14 protein-coding genes are annotated in these 17,463 nt (G+C 74.1%); 12 read left to right on the plus strand and 2 right to left on the minus strand.

Annotated elements, in window-relative coordinates; genetic code table 11:
• Positions 1-53 precede the first annotated feature (53 nt).
• Positions 54-1,787, plus strand: a complete 1,734-nt coding sequence (gene recN, locus FHR36_RS06575) for a DNA repair protein RecN (RefSeq protein WP_253794804.1) — start codon at positions 54-56, stop codon at positions 1,785-1,787.
• 125 nt (positions 1,788-1,912) lie between these two features.
• Entirely contained in the window at positions 1,913-3,058 is a 1,146-nt protein-coding gene (locus FHR36_RS06580) for a glycosyltransferase family 4 protein (protein ID WP_253794546.1), read from the plus strand.
• A 92-nt stretch (positions 3,059-3,150) separates the two neighbouring features.
• On the opposite strand, the gene FHR36_RS06585 is transcribed toward FHR36_RS06580, so the two are convergent.
• Entirely contained in the window at positions 3,151-5,073 is a 1,923-nt protein-coding gene (locus tag FHR36_RS06585; protein ID WP_253794547.1) for a glycoside hydrolase family 15 protein, read from the minus strand.
• A gap of 494 nt (positions 5,074-5,567) precedes the next feature.
• Between FHR36_RS06585 and FHR36_RS06590 the strand changes: the two genes are divergently transcribed.
• Complete coding sequence (locus tag FHR36_RS06590; RefSeq protein WP_301329716.1) at positions 5,568-7,244, plus strand: CTP synthase; 1,677 nt, start codon at positions 5,568-5,570, stop codon at positions 7,242-7,244.
• 117 nt (positions 7,245-7,361) lie between these two features.
• Entirely contained in the window at positions 7,362-7,991 is a 630-nt protein-coding gene (locus FHR36_RS06595; RefSeq protein ID WP_253794548.1) for an NUDIX domain-containing protein, read from the plus strand.
• 26 nt (positions 7,992-8,017) lie between these two features.
• Here FHR36_RS06595 and FHR36_RS06600 read toward each other — a convergent pair whose 3' ends face one another.
• Entirely contained in the window at positions 8,018-8,158 is a 141-nt protein-coding gene (locus FHR36_RS06600; RefSeq protein ID WP_253794549.1) for a hypothetical protein, read from the minus strand.
• Here FHR36_RS06600 and FHR36_RS06605 point away from each other — a divergent pair.
• The 8 genes from FHR36_RS06605 to FHR36_RS06645 all read left to right on the plus strand — a co-directional run bounded on the left by FHR36_RS06605 (position 8,147) and on the right by FHR36_RS06645 (position 17,360).
• A complete protein-coding gene (locus FHR36_RS06605) occupies positions 8,147-8,506 on the plus strand; it encodes a Rossmann-fold NAD(P)-binding domain-containing protein (RefSeq protein ID WP_301329717.1) in 360 nt (119 codons plus the stop codon). The two genes, FHR36_RS06600 and FHR36_RS06605, sit on opposite strands and share 12 nt — an antisense overlap.
• A gap of 150 nt (positions 8,507-8,656) precedes the next feature.
• Positions 8,657-10,747 carry a tetratricopeptide repeat protein gene (locus tag FHR36_RS06610; protein WP_301329718.1) on the plus strand — a complete coding sequence of 697 codons (2,091 nt, stop codon included), beginning with the start codon at positions 8,657-8,659 and terminating at the stop codon, positions 10,745-10,747.
• Between the two features lie 240 nt (positions 10,748-10,987).
• Positions 10,988-12,103 (plus strand): alanine dehydrogenase, encoded by a 1,116-nt coding sequence (gene ald, locus FHR36_RS06620; protein WP_253794550.1) that lies wholly within the window; start codon positions 10,988-10,990, stop codon positions 12,101-12,103.
• 502 nt (positions 12,104-12,605) lie between these two features.
• Positions 12,606-13,667: a ParA family protein gene (locus FHR36_RS06625; RefSeq protein WP_253794808.1), complete on the plus strand. Its 1,062-nt coding sequence runs from the start codon at positions 12,606-12,608 to the stop codon at positions 13,665-13,667.
• Positions 13,664-14,242 (plus strand): hypothetical protein, encoded by a 579-nt coding sequence (locus FHR36_RS06630; RefSeq protein WP_253794551.1) that lies wholly within the window; start codon positions 13,664-13,666, stop codon positions 14,240-14,242. Before FHR36_RS06625 ends, FHR36_RS06630 begins: the two co-directional genes overlap by 4 nt.
• Before the next feature lie 99 nt (positions 14,243-14,341).
• Positions 14,342-15,205, plus strand: a complete 864-nt coding sequence (locus FHR36_RS06635; protein ID WP_253794552.1) for a segregation and condensation protein A — start codon at positions 14,342-14,344, stop codon at positions 15,203-15,205.
• Between the two features lie 311 nt (positions 15,206-15,516).
• Positions 15,517-16,113, plus strand: a complete 597-nt coding sequence (gene scpB / locus FHR36_RS06640; protein WP_253794810.1) for an SMC-Scp complex subunit ScpB — start codon at positions 15,517-15,519, stop codon at positions 16,111-16,113.
• Entirely contained in the window at positions 16,113-17,360 is a 1,248-nt protein-coding gene (locus FHR36_RS06645) for a pseudouridine synthase (protein ID WP_253794553.1), read from the plus strand. Before scpB ends, FHR36_RS06645 begins: the two co-directional genes overlap by 1 nt.
• The last annotated feature ends 103 nt before the right edge of the window (positions 17,361-17,463 follow it).

A 17,463-nucleotide genomic window follows, 5' to 3' on the forward strand; every position in this document is an offset into this window, starting at 1 on the left:
CTCGTCGCGAACCGACGGTGGACCCCCGTAAGGTCGTCACCGTGTTGGACGAGATGCGGATACGGGATCTGGGTGTCATCGACGACGCCGTGGTCGAACTGGCGCCGGGCTTCACCGCCGTGACGGGCGAGACCGGTGCGGGCAAGACGATGGTGGTGACCAGCCTCGGGCTGCTGCTCGGCGGCCGGGCCGACCCGGGCCTGGTGCGCAACGGCTCGGACCGGGCCGTGGTCGAGGGGCGGCTCTCGCTGCCCACCGGCTCGCCCGCCCTCACCCGCGCCCAGGAGGCCGGCGCCGAGCTCGACGACGGCGAACTGCTGATCAGCCGGACGGTCTCCGCCGAGGGCCGCTCGCGCGCCCACGTGGGCGGCCGCGCCGTCCCGGTCGGCCTGCTCGCCGAACTCGGCGAGGACCTGATCGCCGTCCACGGCCAGACCGACCAGCAGCGGCTGCTGCGGCCCTCGCGCCAGCGCGGCGCACTGGACCGCTACGCCGGCGAGTCGGTCGCCGAACCGCTCGGCCGCTACCGCGAGGTGTACCGGACGCTGCGCGAGGTGTCGGCGACCCTGGAGGAGCTGACCACCCGGGCCCGCGAGCGGGCCCAGGAGGCCGACCTGCTCCGCTTCGGCCTGGAGGAGGTCGCCGCCGCCGAGCCGGAGGCCGGCGAGGACGTCGAGCTGGCCGCCGAGGCCGAGCGGCTCGGCCACGCCGACGCGCTGTCCTCCGCCGCCACCCTGGCGCACGCCGCGCTGGCCGGCGACCCGGCCGACCCGGAGGCGGTGGACGCGGGTACCCTGCTCGCCCAGGCCCGCCGCGCCCTGGACGCGGTGCGCCACCACGACGAGCGCCTGGCGGCCCTCGCCGACCGGCTGAACGAGGTCGGCTACCTGCTCGCCGACGTGGCCGGCGACCTCGCCGGCTACGCCGACGACCTGGACGCCGATCCGGTCCGGCTGGCCGCCGTCGAGGAGCGCCGCTCGATCCTCTCCCACCTGCTGCGCAAGTACGCCGGCTCCGAGGGCAGCCTCGCCGAGGTCGTCGAGTGGGCCGAGGCCGGCTCGCTGCGGCTGGCCGAACTCGACGGCGACGACGACCGGATCGACGAGCTCGGCGCGCAGGAGACCGCGCTGCGCGCCGAGTTGGCCGACCTCGCGGCCGAGGTGTCGGCCGCCCGGTACGCCGCCGCCGACAAGTTCGCCGCCGCCGTCTCCACCGAGCTGGCCGAACTGGCCATGCCGCACGCCCGGGTGAGCTTCGCCATCTCCCAGGTCGACGACCTGGCCGGTCTGGAGATCGAGGGCCGCACGGTGGCGTACGGGCCGCACGGCGTCGACGAGGTCGAGGTGCTGCTCGCCCCGCACCCCGGCGCCCAGCCGCGGCCGATCGCCAAGGGCGCCTCCGGCGGTGAGCTGTCCCGGGTGATGCTCGCCGTCGAGGTGGTCTTCGCCGGGGCGGATCCGGTGCCGACCTACCTGTTCGACGAGGTGGACGCCGGCGTCGGCGGCAAGGCCGCCGTCGAGATCGGCCGCCGCCTCGCCAAACTGGCCCGCAGCGCCCAGGTCGTGGTGGTCACCCACCTCCCGCAGGTGGCCGCCTTCGCCGACCGGCACCTGGTGGTCGAGAAGACCAACGACGGCGTGGTGACCCGCAGCGGCGTCAAGACGCTCACCGACGAGGAGCGGGTCCGCGAGCTGTCCCGGATGCTCGCCGGCCTGGAGGACTCCGAACTCGGCCGTGCGCACGCCGAGGAACTGCTGGCCACCGCCCGTACCGCCCGGGCACACTGACGGCGGACCGGCCGCGGCACCACCTGCGACGCGCCCGCAGGTGGTGCCGACTGTCCAAGAAGCCGCCCGACCTGGCATGGTGGCGGCTGGACACCTGGCCTCAGATCGAGTCGGAGCGAGACGAAGTGGACCATTCCGCCGCCCGGACAACCGCAGCCAACCAGCTGCACGTGGTACTCGTCCTGGCCGCCGCCACCGGCGGCATCGGCGCCCATGTGCGCTCGCTCGCGCACGGCCTGGTCGCCCACGGCGTGACGGTGACCGTCTGCGCCCCGGACGGCAGCGACCAGCTCTTCGGCTTCTCCCGCGCCGGCGCCCGGCTGCACACCGTCGAGATCACCCCGACCGCCGGCGCCCGCAGCGACGCCCTCGCCATCGGCGAACTGCGCAAGGCCTTCACCGGCGCCGACGTGGTGCACGCCCACGGCATGCGGGCCGCCCTGCTCTCCGACCTCGCACTGCGCACCGCCGGCCGCTTCCCCGGCCTGCGCCCGCAGACCCCGCTGGTGGTCACCTCGCACCACGCGATGCTCGCCACCGGCATGGAACGGCGCCTGCAGCGGCTGATGGAGCGCCGCGTCGTCCGCGCCGCCGACCTGGTCCTCGGCGCCTCCTCCGACCTGGTCGCCCGCGCCCGCGAACTCGGCGCCACCGACGCCCGCCTCGGCCCGGTCGCCGCCCCGCCGATCCCGCTCGGCCGACTCGACCGCGCCGCCTCCCGCGCCGCCCTCGCCGCCGGGGAGAAGCAGCCGGTGGTGCTGGCCGTCGGCCGGCTGGTGCCGCAGAAGTGCTTCGGGCTGCTGCTGGACGCGGTACCGCAGTTCGCCGACGCCGAACCGATGGTGCTGCTGGTCGGCGACGGCCCGGAACGGGCGGCGCTGCGCGAGCGGATCACCAACGAGAAGCTCCCCGTCGACCTGCTCGGCTACCGCACCGACGTGCCCGACCTGCTGGCCGCCGCCGACGTGGTGGTGGTGAGCAGCCGCTGGGAGGCGCGGTCGCTGGTGGTGCAGGAGGCGATGCGGGCCGGCGTACCGGTGGTGTCCACCGCCGTCGGCGGGGTGCCGGAGCTGGTCGGCGACGCCGCCGTGCTGGTGCCGTTCGCCGACCCCGCCGCGCTCGGCGGCGCGGTGCGCGAGCTGCTCGCCGACCCCGACCGGCGCGCCCGCCTCGCCGACGCCGGCCGCCAGCAGGCCACCACCTGGCCGGACGAGGCGGCGACGGTGGCGCAGGTGCTCAGCACGTACGACGAGCTCGTCCAGCGAGGTTAGGGCAACCACTGGGGGCGCGGGGAACTGCGCGAATCGGAAGGTGCGGCGCCGTCACTCCCGCTGCGCGCAGTTCCCCGCGCCCCTGGAGGTGCCTATACGGGTTGCGTCGAGAGGTACGCCCCCGCGCACGCGGTGAGCCGCAGCGCGGTGTCGATCAGCGGCACGTGGCTGAACGCCTGCGGGAAGTTGCCGACCTGGCGCTTCGCGCGCGGGTCCCACTCCTCGGCCAGCAGGCCGAGATCGTTGCGCAGGGCGAGCAGCTTCTCGAACAGCTCCCGCGCCTCGCCGACCCGGCCGATCATCGCCAGGTTGTCGGCGAGCCAGAAGGAGCAGGCGAGGAACGCGCCCTCGTGGCCGGAGAGGCCGTCGACGTTCTGCCCGCTCTCGTCGTGGGTGGGATAGCGCAGCACGAAGCCGTCGGGGGTGGAGAGTTCGCGCTGGATGGCCTCGATGGTGCCGATCACCCGCTTGTCGTCGGCGGGCAGGAAGCCGACCTGCGGGATGAGCAGCAGCGAGGCGTCGAGCTCCTTGCCGCCGTAGTACTGGGTGAAGGTGTTGCGGTCGGGGTCGTAGCCCTTCTCGCAGACGTCCCGGTGGATCTCGTCGCGCAGCGCCTTCCAGCGCTCCAGCGGGCCCTCGGCGGGGGTCTGCTCCAGCAGCTTGATGGTGCGGTCGACGGCGACCCAGGCCATCACCTTGGAGTGGACGAAGTGCCGGCGGGGTCCGCGGACCTCCCAGATGCCCTCGTCGGGGTTGCGCCAGTGCTCCTCCAGGTAGCCGATCAGCTTGAGCTGGAGGTGGTGGGCGTGGTCGTGCCGGGCGAGGCCGCTCATGTGGGCGAGGTGGAGCGCCTCGACGACCTCGCCGTAGACGTCCAGCTGGAGCTGGCCGGCGGCGCCGTTGCCGATCCGGACGGGCAGCGAGTTCTCGTAGCCGGGCAGCCAGTCGAGGGTGGACTCGGTGAGTTCGCGCTCGCCGGCGATGCCGTACATGATCTGCAGGTTCTCCGGGTCGCCGGCTACCGCGCGCAGCAGCCACTCGCGCCAGGCGCGGGCCTCCTCGCGGTAGCCGGTGCGCAGCAGCGAGGAGAGGGTGATGGCGGCGTCGCGCAGCCAGGTGTAGCGGTAGTCCCAGTTGCGCTCGCCGCCGAGGTCCTCGGGCAGGGAGGTGGTGGGGGCGGCGACGATGCCGCCGGTGGGGGCGTAGGTGAGCGCCTTGAGGGTGATCAGGGAGCGGACCACGGCCTCCCGGTAGGGGCCCTGGTAGGTGCACTGGCCGACCCAGTCGCGCCAGAACCGCTCGGTGGCCTCCAGCTCGCGCTCGGCCTCCGGCGGGGCGGGGGCGGGCTCGTGGGAGGCCTTCCAGGTGAGGCCGAACGCGATCCGCTCGCCCTCGTCGACGGTGAAGTCGGCGTAGGTGGTCAGGTGGGCGCCGTAGGTCTCGGCCTCGCCGTCGAGCCAGACCGAGTCGGGGCCGGCCACGGCGACGGTGCGGTGGCCGCCGTCGGGCTGCTCGACCCGGTGCACCCAGGGGACGATCCGGCCGTAGGAGAAGCGCATGCGGACGGCGGAGCGCATCCGGACCTTGCCCTTGAGCCCCTCGACGATCCGGATCATCTGCGGCACGTCGGGGGTGCCGAGCAGGTGGCGCGGCGGCATGAAGTCGATGACCCGGACGGATCCGCCCTGGGTGTCCCACTCCTGCTCCAGGATCAGCGAGTCGCCGCGGTAGCGGCGCCGGTCGCACGGGAGGGCGGGGGCGGCGGCGGTGACCGGGGGGACCGGGACGTCTCCGGAATCGGTGACGGGCCCTTGCGCGGCCGGCTGCGGGCCGGCGACCGGCTCGGCGGGGCCGATCCGCCAGAACCCGTGCTCATCGGTGCCCAGCAGGCCCGCGAAGACCGCGGGCGAGTCGAATCTGGGCAGGCACAGCCAGTCGACCGCGCCGTCGTTGCTGACCAGAGCGGCGGTCTGCATGTCCCCGATGAGTGCGTAGTCCTCGATACGGCCGGCCATGGTTCTCCAGTTCGCGGTCTGTGCTCGGCTGCCCGACGGGGGGCGCGCGGGGACGGTCGGAGCCCGAGGCTCGGGCGGGGCGCTCCGGGGGTGAACTGGTACGGGGAGGTGGGGGTCCGGTCGCGCATCGGTGACCGAGCGGTGCCGTCCCCGGCTCCGTCGTCCTCCGCGTGCTCTGCTGTCGGCGATGCGTCCGTGCAGAATACGTCGGCGGCACGGGCCCGGGCACGCGGAGATCGCGGTGTGCGGCCGTCCCGGCGGAAAGTAGGAACATAATCAGCCCGATCGGGGGATGCGGCCAGGCCCGTCGGGACCATCCGGAGATGATCCTTCCGGGCCATCCGGGACGGCTCGCGGGGGGCACGCCGAGACACGCGCGAACGCCTCCTCGCCGTTGCACTGATACGCTGGTATCCCGTGGACTGGTGGGCAGGACCGGCTAGAAGCCCCGCCACCGGCGTCCTCATCGACACGCGACCCACGGGAGCCCTCTCTTGGCACAGCCCCATTCCGGCAAGTCGGCCAGCGGCCGCGCCGTGACGACCAAGCACCTCTTCGTCACCGGGGGTGTCGCCTCCTCGCTGGGCAAGGGCCTCACGGCCTCCAGCCTCGGTGCCCTGCTCAAGGCCCGCGGCCTGCGCGTGACGATGCAGAAGCTCGACCCGTACCTCAACGTGGACCCGGGCACCATGAACCCGTTCCAGCACGGTGAGGTGTTCGTCACCGACGACGGCGCCGAGACCGACCTGGACATCGGCCACTACGAGCGGTTCCTCGACACCAACCTGCACGGTTCGGCGAACGTCACCACCGGCCAGGTGTACTCGACCGTCATCGCCAAGGAGCGCCGCGGCGAGTACCTGGGCGACACCGTTCAGGTCATCCCGCACATCACCAACGAGATCAAGTCCCGGATCCGCCGGATGGCGACCGAGGACGTCGACGTGGTGATCACCGAGGTCGGCGGCACCGTCGGCGACATCGAGTCGCTGCCGTTCCTGGAGGCGGTCCGCCAGGTCCGCCACGAGGTCGGCCGGGACAACGTGTTCTTCGTGCACGTCTCCCTGCTGCCGTACATCGGCCCCTCGGGCGAGCTGAAGACCAAGCCGACCCAGCACTCGGTCGCCGCCCTGCGCAACATCGGCATCCAGCCGGACGCCATCGTGCTGCGCGCCGACCGCGAGGTCCCGCAGGCGATCAAGCGCAAGATCTCGCTGATGTGCGACGTGGACGAGGAGGCCGTGGTCGCGGCCATCGACGCCAAGTCGATCTACGACATCCCCAAGGTGCTGCACGGCGAGGGCCTGGACGCGTACGTGGTGCGCCGCCTGGACCTGGCGTTCCGCGACGTCGACTGGACCACCTGGGACGACCTGCTGCGCCGCGTCCACGAGCCGCAGCACGAGGTCAAGGTCGCGCTGGTCGGCAAGTACATCGACCTCCCCGACGCCTACCTGTCGGTGACCGAGGCGCTGCGCGCCGGCGGCTTCGCCAACAACGCCCGGGTCCAGATCAAGTGGGTCACCTCGGACGACTGCCTGACCCCCGAGGGCGCCCAGGAGCAGCTCGGCGACGTGGACGCGATCTGCATCCCCGGTGGCTTCGGCGACCGCGGTGTGGACGGCAAGGTCTCCGCGATCACCTACGGCCGCGAGAACCGGATCCCGCTGCTGGGCCTGTGCCTGGGCCTGCAGTGCGTGGTCATCGAGGCCGCCCGCAACCTGGCCGGCCTGCCGGAGGCCAACTCCACCGAGTTCGACTCCTCGGCGAAGTACCCGGTCATCTCGACCATGGCCGAGCAGCTGGCGATCGTCGACGGCAAGGGCGACCTGGGCGGCACCATGCGCCTGGGCCTGTACCCGGCCAAGCTCGCCGAGGGCTCGATCGTGCGCGAGGTCTACGGCGGCGAGCAGTACGTGGAGGAGCGCCACCGCCACCGCTACGAGGTCAACAACGCCTACCGCGCCGACCTGGAGAAGACCGGCCTGCAGTTCTCCGGCCTGTCCCCCAAGGGCGACCTGGTGGAGTACGTCGAGTACCCGCGCGAGGTGCACCCCTACCTGGTCGCCACCCAGGCGCACCCGGAGCTGAAGTCCCGCCCGACCCGCCCGCACCCGCTGTTCGCGGGCCTGGTGGCGGCGGCCATCAAGATCAAGACCGGCGCGCAGTAAGCACGTCACCGACCACCGGACGGCGGTCGTACGGGACACCCCGTGCGGCCGCCGTCCGGCGTTTCGCGGCGCCGTGTGGCGTACATTGTGTCGTACTGACGAAAAGGGGAGTGCGTGATGGACGTGCGGGACATCCGGGACGCGGCCGAGGAGTGGCCGGCGCGGGCGGGGGAGACGCCCTTCCAGGGGCGGGTGACCGGGGTGCGCACCGAGGAGGTGCGGATGCCGGACGGCGGCTGGGCCCGCCGCGACTACCAGCTCCACCCGGGCTCGGTCTCCGTCCTCGCCCTCGACGAGCAGCAGCGGGTGCTGATCCTGCGCCAGTACCGGCACCCGGTGCGCCACCGGCTGTGGGAGCTGCCGGCCGGCCTGCTCGACGTGCCCGGCGAGAACCCGCTGCACGCCGCGCAGCGCGAGCTCTACGAGGAGGCGCACTGCAAGGCGGGGGAGTGGCGGGTGCTGCTCGACCTCTACACCTCGCCCGGCGGCAGTGACGAGGCGCTGCGGATCTTCCTCGCCACCGACCTGGGCGACGCCGACGGTGAGCGCTACGCCGCGCACGGCGAGGAGCTGGAGCTGGAGACCGCCCGGGTGCCGCTGGCGGAGCTGGTGCGCCTGGTCCTGGCCGGCGAGCTGCACAGCCCCACGATGATCGCCGGAACCCTGGCCCTGCACGCGGCGCTGACCGGGCCCGGCCTGGACGGTCTGCGCCCGGCCGACGCGCCCTGGCCGGCTCGCCCGTTCTGACCCGACCGGATCGGGCGGCCGCTCGCTCAATGGCCGGAGCGCCGGGCGATCAGGGCGGCGAGGCCGTCCAGGATCCGGTCCGGCCCGAACTCCAGCGCCCGGTTGCGGCGCTCCGGCTCGGCCATTGCCGCGGCGACCGCGGGGAAGCGCTCCCGGTGGGCGTGCACCTGCCCGCCCAAGGCGGCGACGCCGCCTGCGGCGCCACCATCGGCGGCATGGGCACCGGCACGGCCGTGGTCGCCGCGTACGTGCCGGCCGGCGAGCTGGCCCGGGCCGGCGGCGACCACCGCACCGCCTTCGCCCGGTACGAGTGGCTGCTGCGGCCCTTCGCGCAGCGTTGCCAGAAGGGCGGCGACCGGACCGGCCGGTTCTTCGCCCCGCGGTGGGCGATCGGTGCCCGGACGCGCGACGCGATGCTCCGCCGGCCCGCCCTGCTCGCGCTGATGCTCAGGGCCGGTGAGCAGGTGGCCGGCGTCGACCTGCCCACCTACCCGCCTGCTGCGGCGCTCGACTGACCCGGCGGGGTGACTTGCCCGTTGGTAGTACCGGATGTCAGCTCGGACCGGGGGCGGGCGCGAACTACGCTTCGCGACAGGACCCGTGGTGGGTCGGGTCGGCTGAGCGACTGGTCGGGAGTGGCGCGGGTGGCGAGGAAGACGGCGACGATGGACGAGCACACGGCCGCGCCCGGCGCCGCCGATCCGCTGCCCGCCGACACCGCCCCGTTCGCCGGCCGCCGGGCCGAACTGGCCGCCCTCGCCCAGGCCGCCGCCCGGCCCGCGCACGGCCGAGGCCGGGTGGTCGTGCTGGCCGGCCGACCCGGCTCCGGGCGGACCTCGCTCGCCGTGCGCTACGCCCGCTCCGCCGCCGCCGACTACCCCGACGGACTGCTCTACCTGCGGATGTCCGACCCCGACGGCAGCCTGCTGGAGGCCGGCCGGGCCGCCCGGACCCTGCTGGAGCAGCTCGGCGAGCAGCCCGAGGGCCTGCTCACCGGCGCGGAGGCCGAGGACCCGGCGTGCGAGGCGCTGCGCACGGCGCTGGCCGCCCGGCGCGTGCTGGTGCTGCTCGACGACGTCCGGGAGGCCGCGCAGGTCGGCCCGCTGCTGGCGGAGAAGACGGAGTCGCTGCTGCTCGCCACCACCACCGGGCCGCTCACCGGCATCGAGGACATCGACCCGGTGATCCTCGGCGGCCTGGACCAGCCGTCCGCCGTCGGACTGCTCCGCGACCTGATCGGCGCCACGCGGGTGGCGGCCGACCCGGTCGGCACCGCCGACCTGGCCGAGTCCTGCGCGGGCCGGCCTGCGGCGCTGCGGATGATGGCCGACTGGCTGAAGGCCGACCAGCGGGTCGCGATCACCGACGCCGCCGAGGCGCTGCACCCCGCCGGGGAGGAGGACCGCACCGACCGGCCCCGTGCCCACGGCGCCCGCCGGCCCGGCCGCGGCCGACCGGCCGGACGGCGGGACGGCGGCGGGCTCGGGCCCGCGGACGGCGCCGCGCCGGGCGGGTCGGCGACGGACGGTGCGGCGCAGAACGGCGAGGGCGGCCGGGCCGGCACCGCCCGGACCGCCGCCCGGACCGACGGCCGGCCCGAGGACCGGGCCGCCACCGGACGTCCGGCCGGCGGCGCGGCGCGGGACCTGCTGCCCGCCGAGCCGGTGCCGGTGGTCGAGGGCGACCCGCTGCGCGCCGCCTTCGAGCTGCTCTACCGGCGGCTGCCGCCCGCCCGGGCCCGGTTGCTGCGGATGCTGACCCTGGCCCCCGGCCAGCTCGCCGACCTGCGCACCGCCTCCGCCCTGGTGGGCTGCCCGGCGCCGGAGGCGGGCGAGGCGCTGGAGCGGCTGGTCGGACAGGAGCTGCTGGAGCGCGCCCCGGCCGCGCCCGACGGGACCGCCCGCTACCGGGTGCCCGGCCGACTCCACCCGCGGCTGGTCGAACTGCGCGAGGAGCAGGACCGGCCCGCCGAGGTCGAACTGGCCCGGGCCAGGCTGCTGGAGCGGATGGTCCGCCTGGTCGACTCGGCCCGGATGCTGCTCGACCCGGCCGCCGGTCCCAACCCCGACCCGCTGCCGGGGCCGCTGCGACTGCGCAGCGCCGCGCAGGCCGCCGGCTGGCTGCTCGCCGAGCGCGAGCAGCTGCTCGGGGCGGTGGCGAGCGCGATCGGCGAGGGCGACCTGGACGGCTCGGCCGGCCGGCTGGTGACCGCGCTGCTGCGGGCGCTGCCGCTGACCGGCGCCGCCGCGCCGGCCGACCTGTACCGGCTGCACGGATCGGTGCTGCGGGTCGCCGAACGCCAGGGCGCCCCGCGCCGGGCCGCCGCCGCCCTGCTCAACCTGGCCGATCTGCAGGCCGCCGCCGGCCACTGGGAGCTCGCCGAGGAGCACTACCGGCAGGCGACCGACCGGGCCCGGGAGGCGGGCGACGAACCCGGGTGCGCCCGCGCGATGGAGGGCGCGGGCAACTGCCGCAGGGCGCTCGGCGACCCCGTACGCGCGGGTGACTGGTACGGCCGCGCGCTCTCGCTGCGGCAGGGTCTGGCCGATCACCCGGCGGAGGCCCGGCTGCTGGCCCGGCTGGCCGAGGCGCACGTCGGGCAGCGCCGGTTCGAGGAGGCCGTCCGGGAGTACCGGGCCGCCGCCGCGGTGCTCCGCCGGCTCGGCGACGCCCGGGGCCAGGCGCTGGTGGGCGGCGCCCTGGAGCGGCTGCAGGCCCGACTGGTCCAGGAGGGAAACAGTCCGATTACGGAGTAATGTCTGAGATGAGGGTTTCACCCCTCTTTGGCACTCGAACTGCCGAGCAAGCCTACGAACCTGCCAATGGGCCTGGCGGATTTATTCACTTTGGAAGGCTGACGGATCCGCTGGGCTTCATTACACTCGACTGCAGTCGCGCAGCGAACCGTGCCCCGGCGTGTCCGGTGGACCCCTCGTGCGCGCCGCCCGCCGGTCTTCTCCGGTAGGGACCCCCATGGCAAGAGGACGTGTTTAGCCGTGAAGGTCGGCATCCCCCGCGAGGTCAAGAACCACGAGTACCGCGTGGCCATCACGCCCGCCGGCGTGCATGAGCTGGTCCGCAACGGACACGAGGTCGTCATCGAGGACAACGCCGGCCTCGGCTCCTCGATCACCAACGAGGAGTACGTGGCCGCCGGTGCCACCATCCTCCCCACCGCCGACGAGGTGTGGGCGGCCGCCGACCTCCTGCTGAAGGTCAAGGAGCCGATCGCGCAGGAGTACCACCGCCTGCGCAAGGGCCAGACCCTCTTCACCTACCTCCACCTGGCGGCCGACCGCGCCGGCACCGACGCGCTCGTTGCCTCCGGCACCACCGCCATCGCGTACGAGACCGTGCAGCTCGCCAACGGCGCCCTGCCGCTGCTCGCCCCGATGTCCGAGGTCGCCGGCCGCCTGGCCCCCCAGGTCGGGTCCTACCACCTGATGCGCCCGGCCGGCGGCCGCGGCGTGCTGCCCGGCGGCGTGCCCGGCACCCACCCGGCCAAGGCCGTTGTCATCGGCGGCGGCGTCTCCGGCTGGCACGCGGCCACCATCGCCATCGGCATGGGCTATGAGGTGACCCTGCTCGACCGCGACATCAACAAGCTGCGCGAGGCCGACAAGATCTTCGGAACGAAGATCAAGGCCATCATGTCCAACTCCTTCGAGCTGGAGAAGGCCGTGCTCGAGGCCGACCTGGTCATCGGCGCCGTCCTGATCCCGGGCGCCAAGGCCCCGAAGCTGGTCACCAACGAGCTGGTCTCCCGGATGAAGCCGGGCTCCGTGCTCGTCGACATCGCCATCGACCAGGGCGGCTGCTTCGAGGACTCCCGCGCCACCACGCACGCCGAGCCGACCTTCCAGGTCCACAACTCGGTCTTCTACTGCGTGGCCAACATGCCGGGCGCCGTGCCGAACACCTCCACCTACGCGCTGACCAACGCGACGCTGCCGTACGTCGTCGAGCTGGCCAACCGCGGGTGGAAGGAGGCCCTGCGCCGCGACGCCGCGCTGGCCAAGGGTCTGAACGTCCACGAGGGCCAGATCACCTACCAGGCCGTCGCCGACGCCTTCAACCTGCCGGCCGTCGCCCTGGACAGCGTCCTCGCCTGACGCCACCGCTCGAACACCCCCGGCCCGCTCCCCTCGGGCCGGGGGTTTCGGCATGCCCGCACGGCTGTCACCGGCGCTCTCCGGGTGATCCGGGGGTGATCCGGGGGTGATCCCGGGGTGATTCGCGGGTGATCCGGGGGTGTCAATTTGTGTGCATCGTGTCACCCGCTCTGTCGACAAGGTCATCTGACGCGACCTCGGGGGTGGGTCGGACTCCGCAGAAACGTTAGAGTCATGGGGCAACTCATCCCTTGACACGGGCCGCGGGAACCGCCGACACATCGTGCCGACTACCGTGGATTGTGTTGCTGCGAATGCCCGCAACGGCCTAGAGTCGCAAACCGTCGGCATGCTGCCACGCTGACGAATCGACATAGAGTCCTGGACGCCCAAGGAGGTAAGACGACTTGTGAATGAGTCGACATTTGCTCCCGGGGGTGGTCAGCCAGGACTGGCGGAGCTCTCCGCCGGGCAGCCGAACGAGGAGGCCCGGCAGGCCACGGTGGGCGCGGTGGAGGTCGGCTCGGTCGCGGTCCGCACCTTCGAGGCGCGCCAGAGCGCCGCTCCCGCCGCCCCCGACTACGACACCGAGTTCGCGGCGTACGGGCTGTCCTACACCGAGCTCGGCTACGGGCCGTTCGACGACCCCGACGCCGAGTACGAGCCCGACCCGGAGTACGCCGCCACCTTGGCCCCCGACGCCGCCCGCCAGCGCCGTGAGCGCGTCGGGCCCACCGGCCGCCCGCTGCCCTACTTCCCGATCCCCGCGCCGCTGGCCGAGCACGGCCCCGCGCAGATCATCGCCATGTGCAACCAGAAGGGCGGCGTCGGCAAGACCACGTCGACCATCAACCTGGGCGCCGCCCTGGCCGAGTACGGCCGGCGCGTCCTGCTGGTGGACTTCGACCCGCAGGGCGCCCTCTCGGTCGGCCTCGGCGTCAACCCGATGGAACTCGACGTCACCGTCTACAACCTGCTCATGGAGCGGGGCCTGACGGCCGATGAGGTGCTGCTGAAGACCGCCGTCCCCGGCATGGACCTGCTGCCCTCCAACATCGACCTGTCCGCCGCCGAGGTGCAGCTGGTCAGCGAGGTCGCCCGCGAGTCCGCACTGGCCCGCGCGCTGAAGCCGCTGCTGCCCGACTACGACTACGTCATCATCGACTGCCAGCCCTCGCTGGGCCTGCTGACGGTCAATGCCCTGACGGCGGCTCACAGCGTCATCGTGCCGCTGGAGTGCGAGTTCTTCGCGCTGCGCGGCGTCGCGCTGCTCACCGAGACCATCGAGAAGGTCTGCGAGCGGCTCAACCCCGACCTGCGCCTGGACGGCATCCTCGCCACCATGTACGACTCGCGCACCGTGCACAGCCGCGAGGTGCTGGCCCGCGTGGTCGAGGCGTTCGGCGAGCACGTCTTCCACACCGTCATCGGGCGGACCGTCAGGTTCCCGGAGACCACGGTCGCCGGCGAGCCGATCACCACGTACGCGACCAACTCGGTCGGCGCCGCCGCCTACCGCCAGCTCGCCAGGGAGGTGCTCGACCGGTGCCGCCCCGCCGAGTGAGTCTCCCGGGGGCCGACGAGCTGTTCCGGGCCACCGGGGGAATGGCCCTGTCACCCTCCCTCGCCCGCTCGGGCGAGGGGCGCGCGGAGACCGCCCGCACCACGGAGGCGGCGCGCGCCGGCGAGTCCGCCGGCGCGACCGACGCCGACCGGGCGCGCCCGGCGGTCCACGGGAACCCGGTCAACGGCACCGGCGCGAACGGCGCCCAGGTCCACGGCGGCGCGGCCAACGGCACCGCGATCGGCGCCCGGCAGGCCGACGGCCAGCAGCCCGGCCAGGGCCCGGCCCGCGGCGCCGCGCCCGCCGAGGAGGCCGGCGAGACCGCCCGCCGCCGGCCCCGCGCCCGCGGCCCGCGACGCCCCACTGGCCGCGAGCGGCACGACGAGAAGATCACGGTGTACGTCTCCGCCGAGGAGCTGATGGACCTCGAGCACGCCCGCCTGGTGCTGCGCGGGGAGCACGGCCTGGCGGTGGACCGCGGCCGGGTGGTTCGGGAGGCCATCTCGGTCGTGCTGGCCGACCTGGAGCAGCGCGGCGAGGCCTCCATCCTGGTCCGGCGCCTGCGCGGGCGCTGAGCGCTGGGCGCTGGCCCCGGCCGACCGGTGAGCAGCCCGGTCGGCGGCCGGTGAGGCCTGCCCGGCGCCGCGGTCCCGCTCTGCGAAGATGGGCACGTCATGGCGAGCCCCACCGACTCCGAGGTTCCCCCCGCGCCGCCTTCCGAGGAGGAGCCGCGTGGGGGATTCCAGGTGCGGCTGGACAACTTCGAGGGTCCGTTCGACCTCCTGCTCAGCCTGATCGCCAAGCACAAGCTGGACGTCACCGAGGTCGCTCTCTCCCGGGTCACCGACGAGTTCGTCGCCCACATCCGGGCCATGGGCCCCGCGTGGGACCTGGACGCCGCCACCGAGTTCCTGGTGGTCGCCGCCACCCTGCTCGACCTCAAGGCGGCCCGCCTGCTGCCGGCCGCCGAGATCGAGGACGAGGAGGACCTCGCCCTGCTGGAGGCCCGCGACCTGCTCTTCGCCCGGCTGCTGCAGTACCGGGCGTACAAGCAGGCGGCCGCCGTCTTCGCCGAGCGCTGGGCCGCCGAGCTGCTGAGCCGCCCGCGCACCGTCGGCCTGGAGCCGCACCACGCCGAACTGTTGCCGGAGGTCGTCCTCACCATCGGGCCCGAGCGCTTCGCCCAGCTCGCCGCCCGGGCGATGACGCCCAAACCGAAGCCGGTGGTGTACGTCGACCACATCCACACGCCGCCGGTGAGCGTGCGCGAGCAGGCCGCCCTGGTGGTCGACCGGCTCACCGCGCTCGGCACCGCCTCCTTCGGACGGCTGGTCGCCGACGCCGAGAACACCCTGGTGGTGGTCGCGCGCTTCCTCGCCCTGCTGGAGCTCTACCGGGAGAAGGCGCTGGACTTCGAGCAGCCCGAGGCGCTCGGGGAGCTGCTGGTGCGCTGGGTCGCCGAGGCGGACCGGCAGGTCGAGGTGACGGACGAGTTCGACCGCCCGCCGGGCGAGAGCGAGGAGGGCGATCCCGCATGAGCGCCAAGCAGCCGCGCCGATCCCTGGGACTGCCGGGGCAGGCGCGACCGGGGGAGTGGCAGGAGTCCGCGTACGCCGAGCCCGAGCCGGCCGGCACCGAGTGGGCCGAGCCGTCGCCGCCGCCGGAGCCGGAGCCGGAGCCTCAGGTGGCGGTGGCGGTGACGGTGGAGCCCCTGCCGCGGCCGGTGGTGCCCGAGCAGGCGGAGCACGCGGAGCGCGCGTCCTCGGCCGCCGCCGAGCCGCCCGCCGCCCCGGAGGAGGCCGAGGACGCCCTCGGCGTGCCCCTGGCGGCCGCGCTGGAGGCCGTCCTGATGGTGGCGGACGAGCCGATCCCCGAGGGGCGCCTGGCGTCCGTGCTGGGCCGCCCGCGCGGCGAGGTGGCGGCGGCGCTGCACGCGCTGGCCGCCGAGTACACGGTGCAGGGGCGCGGTTTCGACCTGCGGCCGGTGGCGGGCGGCTGGCGGTTCTACAGCCGGGCCGCGTGCGCCGCCGCCGTCGACCGCTTCGTGCTGGACGGCCAGCAGGCACGGCTGACCCAGGCCGCGCTGGAGACGCTGGCGGTCGTCGCATACCGGCAACCGGTGTCGCGCGGACGGGTCTCCGCGGTACGCGGTGTGAACTGTGACGGCGTGATGCGTACCCTGGTACAGCGAGGACTGGTGGAAGAAGCCGGATCCGAGCCCGAAACCGGAGCGATCCTGTATCGGACGACGAACTACTTCCTGGAACGGATGGGGCTGCGCGGCCTGGACGAGCTGCCGGAGCTTGCGCCCTTCCTGCCCGAGGTCGACGACGTGGAAGCGGAGTCCCTCGAAGGCACGATGATCGCGGAGGCGGTCGCCGCCGCACAGGAGGGGCCAGGGCCGGCACAGGCCGACCAGACGGAATACGACGTACGGACATTTTGATGCGTAGCAGTGGCAACGGCAGGAACAGCGGCGGCCAGGGCCGGGGCGGACAGAGCGGACAGGGCAGGGGCGGGCAGGGGCGGGGCGGCCAGCAGGGCGGCGGCCGCGGCGGCTCCTCCTCCTACGGGGGCGGCGGTTCCTACGGGGGCGGCTCCGCGCGCGGAGGCTCCTACGGGGGCGGCTCGCGCGGCGGCTCGTCCTCCGGCGGCTCCCGCGGCCAGGGCGGCTCCCGCCAGGGCGAGCGCCGCGACGACCGGCAGTACCCGGACCGTCCGCTCCGCCCGGAGGAGCGCCGGTACGACCGCCCCGAGTACGGCGGCGGCGCGAACGCGACGCCGGGCCGCGGTGCGTACGGCGCCCGCAAGCCCGGCGCGGCCCCCAAGCCGCGCCGCGAGGGCCAGGGCGCCCCGGGCGACCCGCGCCGACAGCCGCAGCGCTCGCGCGAGCTGCAGGCCCGGATCGAGGACGCGGTGCTGGCCCGGCACGACAAGCCGGCCGTGAAGACCCCGAAGACCTTCGGCGAGCCCGAGGGCGAGCGCCTGCAGAAGGTGCTGGCCCGGGCCGGCATGGGCAGCCGCCGCGCCTGCGAGGAGCTGATCGAGCAGGGCCGGGTCGAGGTCAACGGCCGCCTGGTCACCGAGCAGGGCAAGCGGGTCGACCCGATGAACGACGAGATCAAGGTGGACGGCCTGACCGTCGCCACCCAGTCGTACCTGTTCTTCGCGCTGAACAAGCCGGTCGGCGTGGTCTCCACCATGGAGGACCCCGAGGGCCGGCAGTGCCTGGGCGACTACGTGACCAACCGGGAGACCCGCCTCTTCCACGTCGGCCGCCTGGACACCGAGACCGAGGGCATCATCCTGCTCACCAACCACGGCGAGCTGGCCCACCGCCTCACCCACCCCAAGTACGGCGTGACCAAGACCTACCTGGCCGCCATCCAGGGCCCGATCCCGCGCGACCTGGGCAAGCAGCTGGAGCGCGGTGTGGAGCTGGAGGACGGCTTCGCCCGGGTCGACGACTTCAAGGTGGTGTCCAACCTCGGCAAGAACTACCTGGTCGAGGTGACCCTGCACGAGGGCCGCAAGCACATCGTGCGCCGCCTGCTCGCGGAGGTCGGCTTCCCGGTGGAGAAGCTGGTCCGCACCCACTTCGGTCCGATCGCGCTCGGTGACCAGAAGTCGGGCTGGCTGCGCCGCCTCACCAACCCGGAGGTCGGCCGCCTGATGCAGGAGGTCGGCCTGTAGGCCGCTCGGCAGTGCCGGACCGAGGGCCCTCTCCGCCGCCGGCGGGGAGGGCCCTCGGCCCGTTTTGCCAGGGCTTTCCTGTGAGCCTGACCGCATGGCCTTG

It is taken from the genome of Kitasatospora cinereorecta (assembly GCF_024172095.1).
In the GTDB taxonomy this organism is placed as follows: domain Bacteria; phylum Actinomycetota; class Actinomycetes; order Streptomycetales; family Streptomycetaceae; genus Kitasatospora; species Kitasatospora cinereorecta.

Coding starts and splice junctions, on each gene's coding strand:
- recN (WP_253794804.1), top strand. CDS start 54: ATGCGGATACGGGATCTGGGTGTCATCGACGACGCCGTGGTCGAACTG.
- FHR36_RS06585 (WP_253794547.1), bottom strand. CDS start 5,073: ATGGCCGGCCGTATCGAGGACTACGCACTCATCGGGGACATGCAGACC.
- FHR36_RS06595 (WP_253794548.1), top strand. CDS start 7,362: ATGGACGTGCGGGACATCCGGGACGCGGCCGAGGAGTGGCCGGCGCGG.
- FHR36_RS06610 (WP_301329718.1), top strand. CDS start 8,657: ATGGACGAGCACACGGCCGCGCCCGGCGCCGCCGATCCGCTGCCCGCC.
- FHR36_RS06635 (WP_253794552.1), top strand. CDS start 14,342: ATGGCGAGCCCCACCGACTCCGAGGTTCCCCCCGCGCCGCCTTCCGAG.
- scpB (WP_253794810.1), top strand. CDS start 15,517: ATGGTGGCGGACGAGCCGATCCCCGAGGGGCGCCTGGCGTCCGTGCTG.
- FHR36_RS06645 (WP_253794553.1), top strand. CDS start 16,113: ATGCGTAGCAGTGGCAACGGCAGGAACAGCGGCGGCCAGGGCCGGGGC.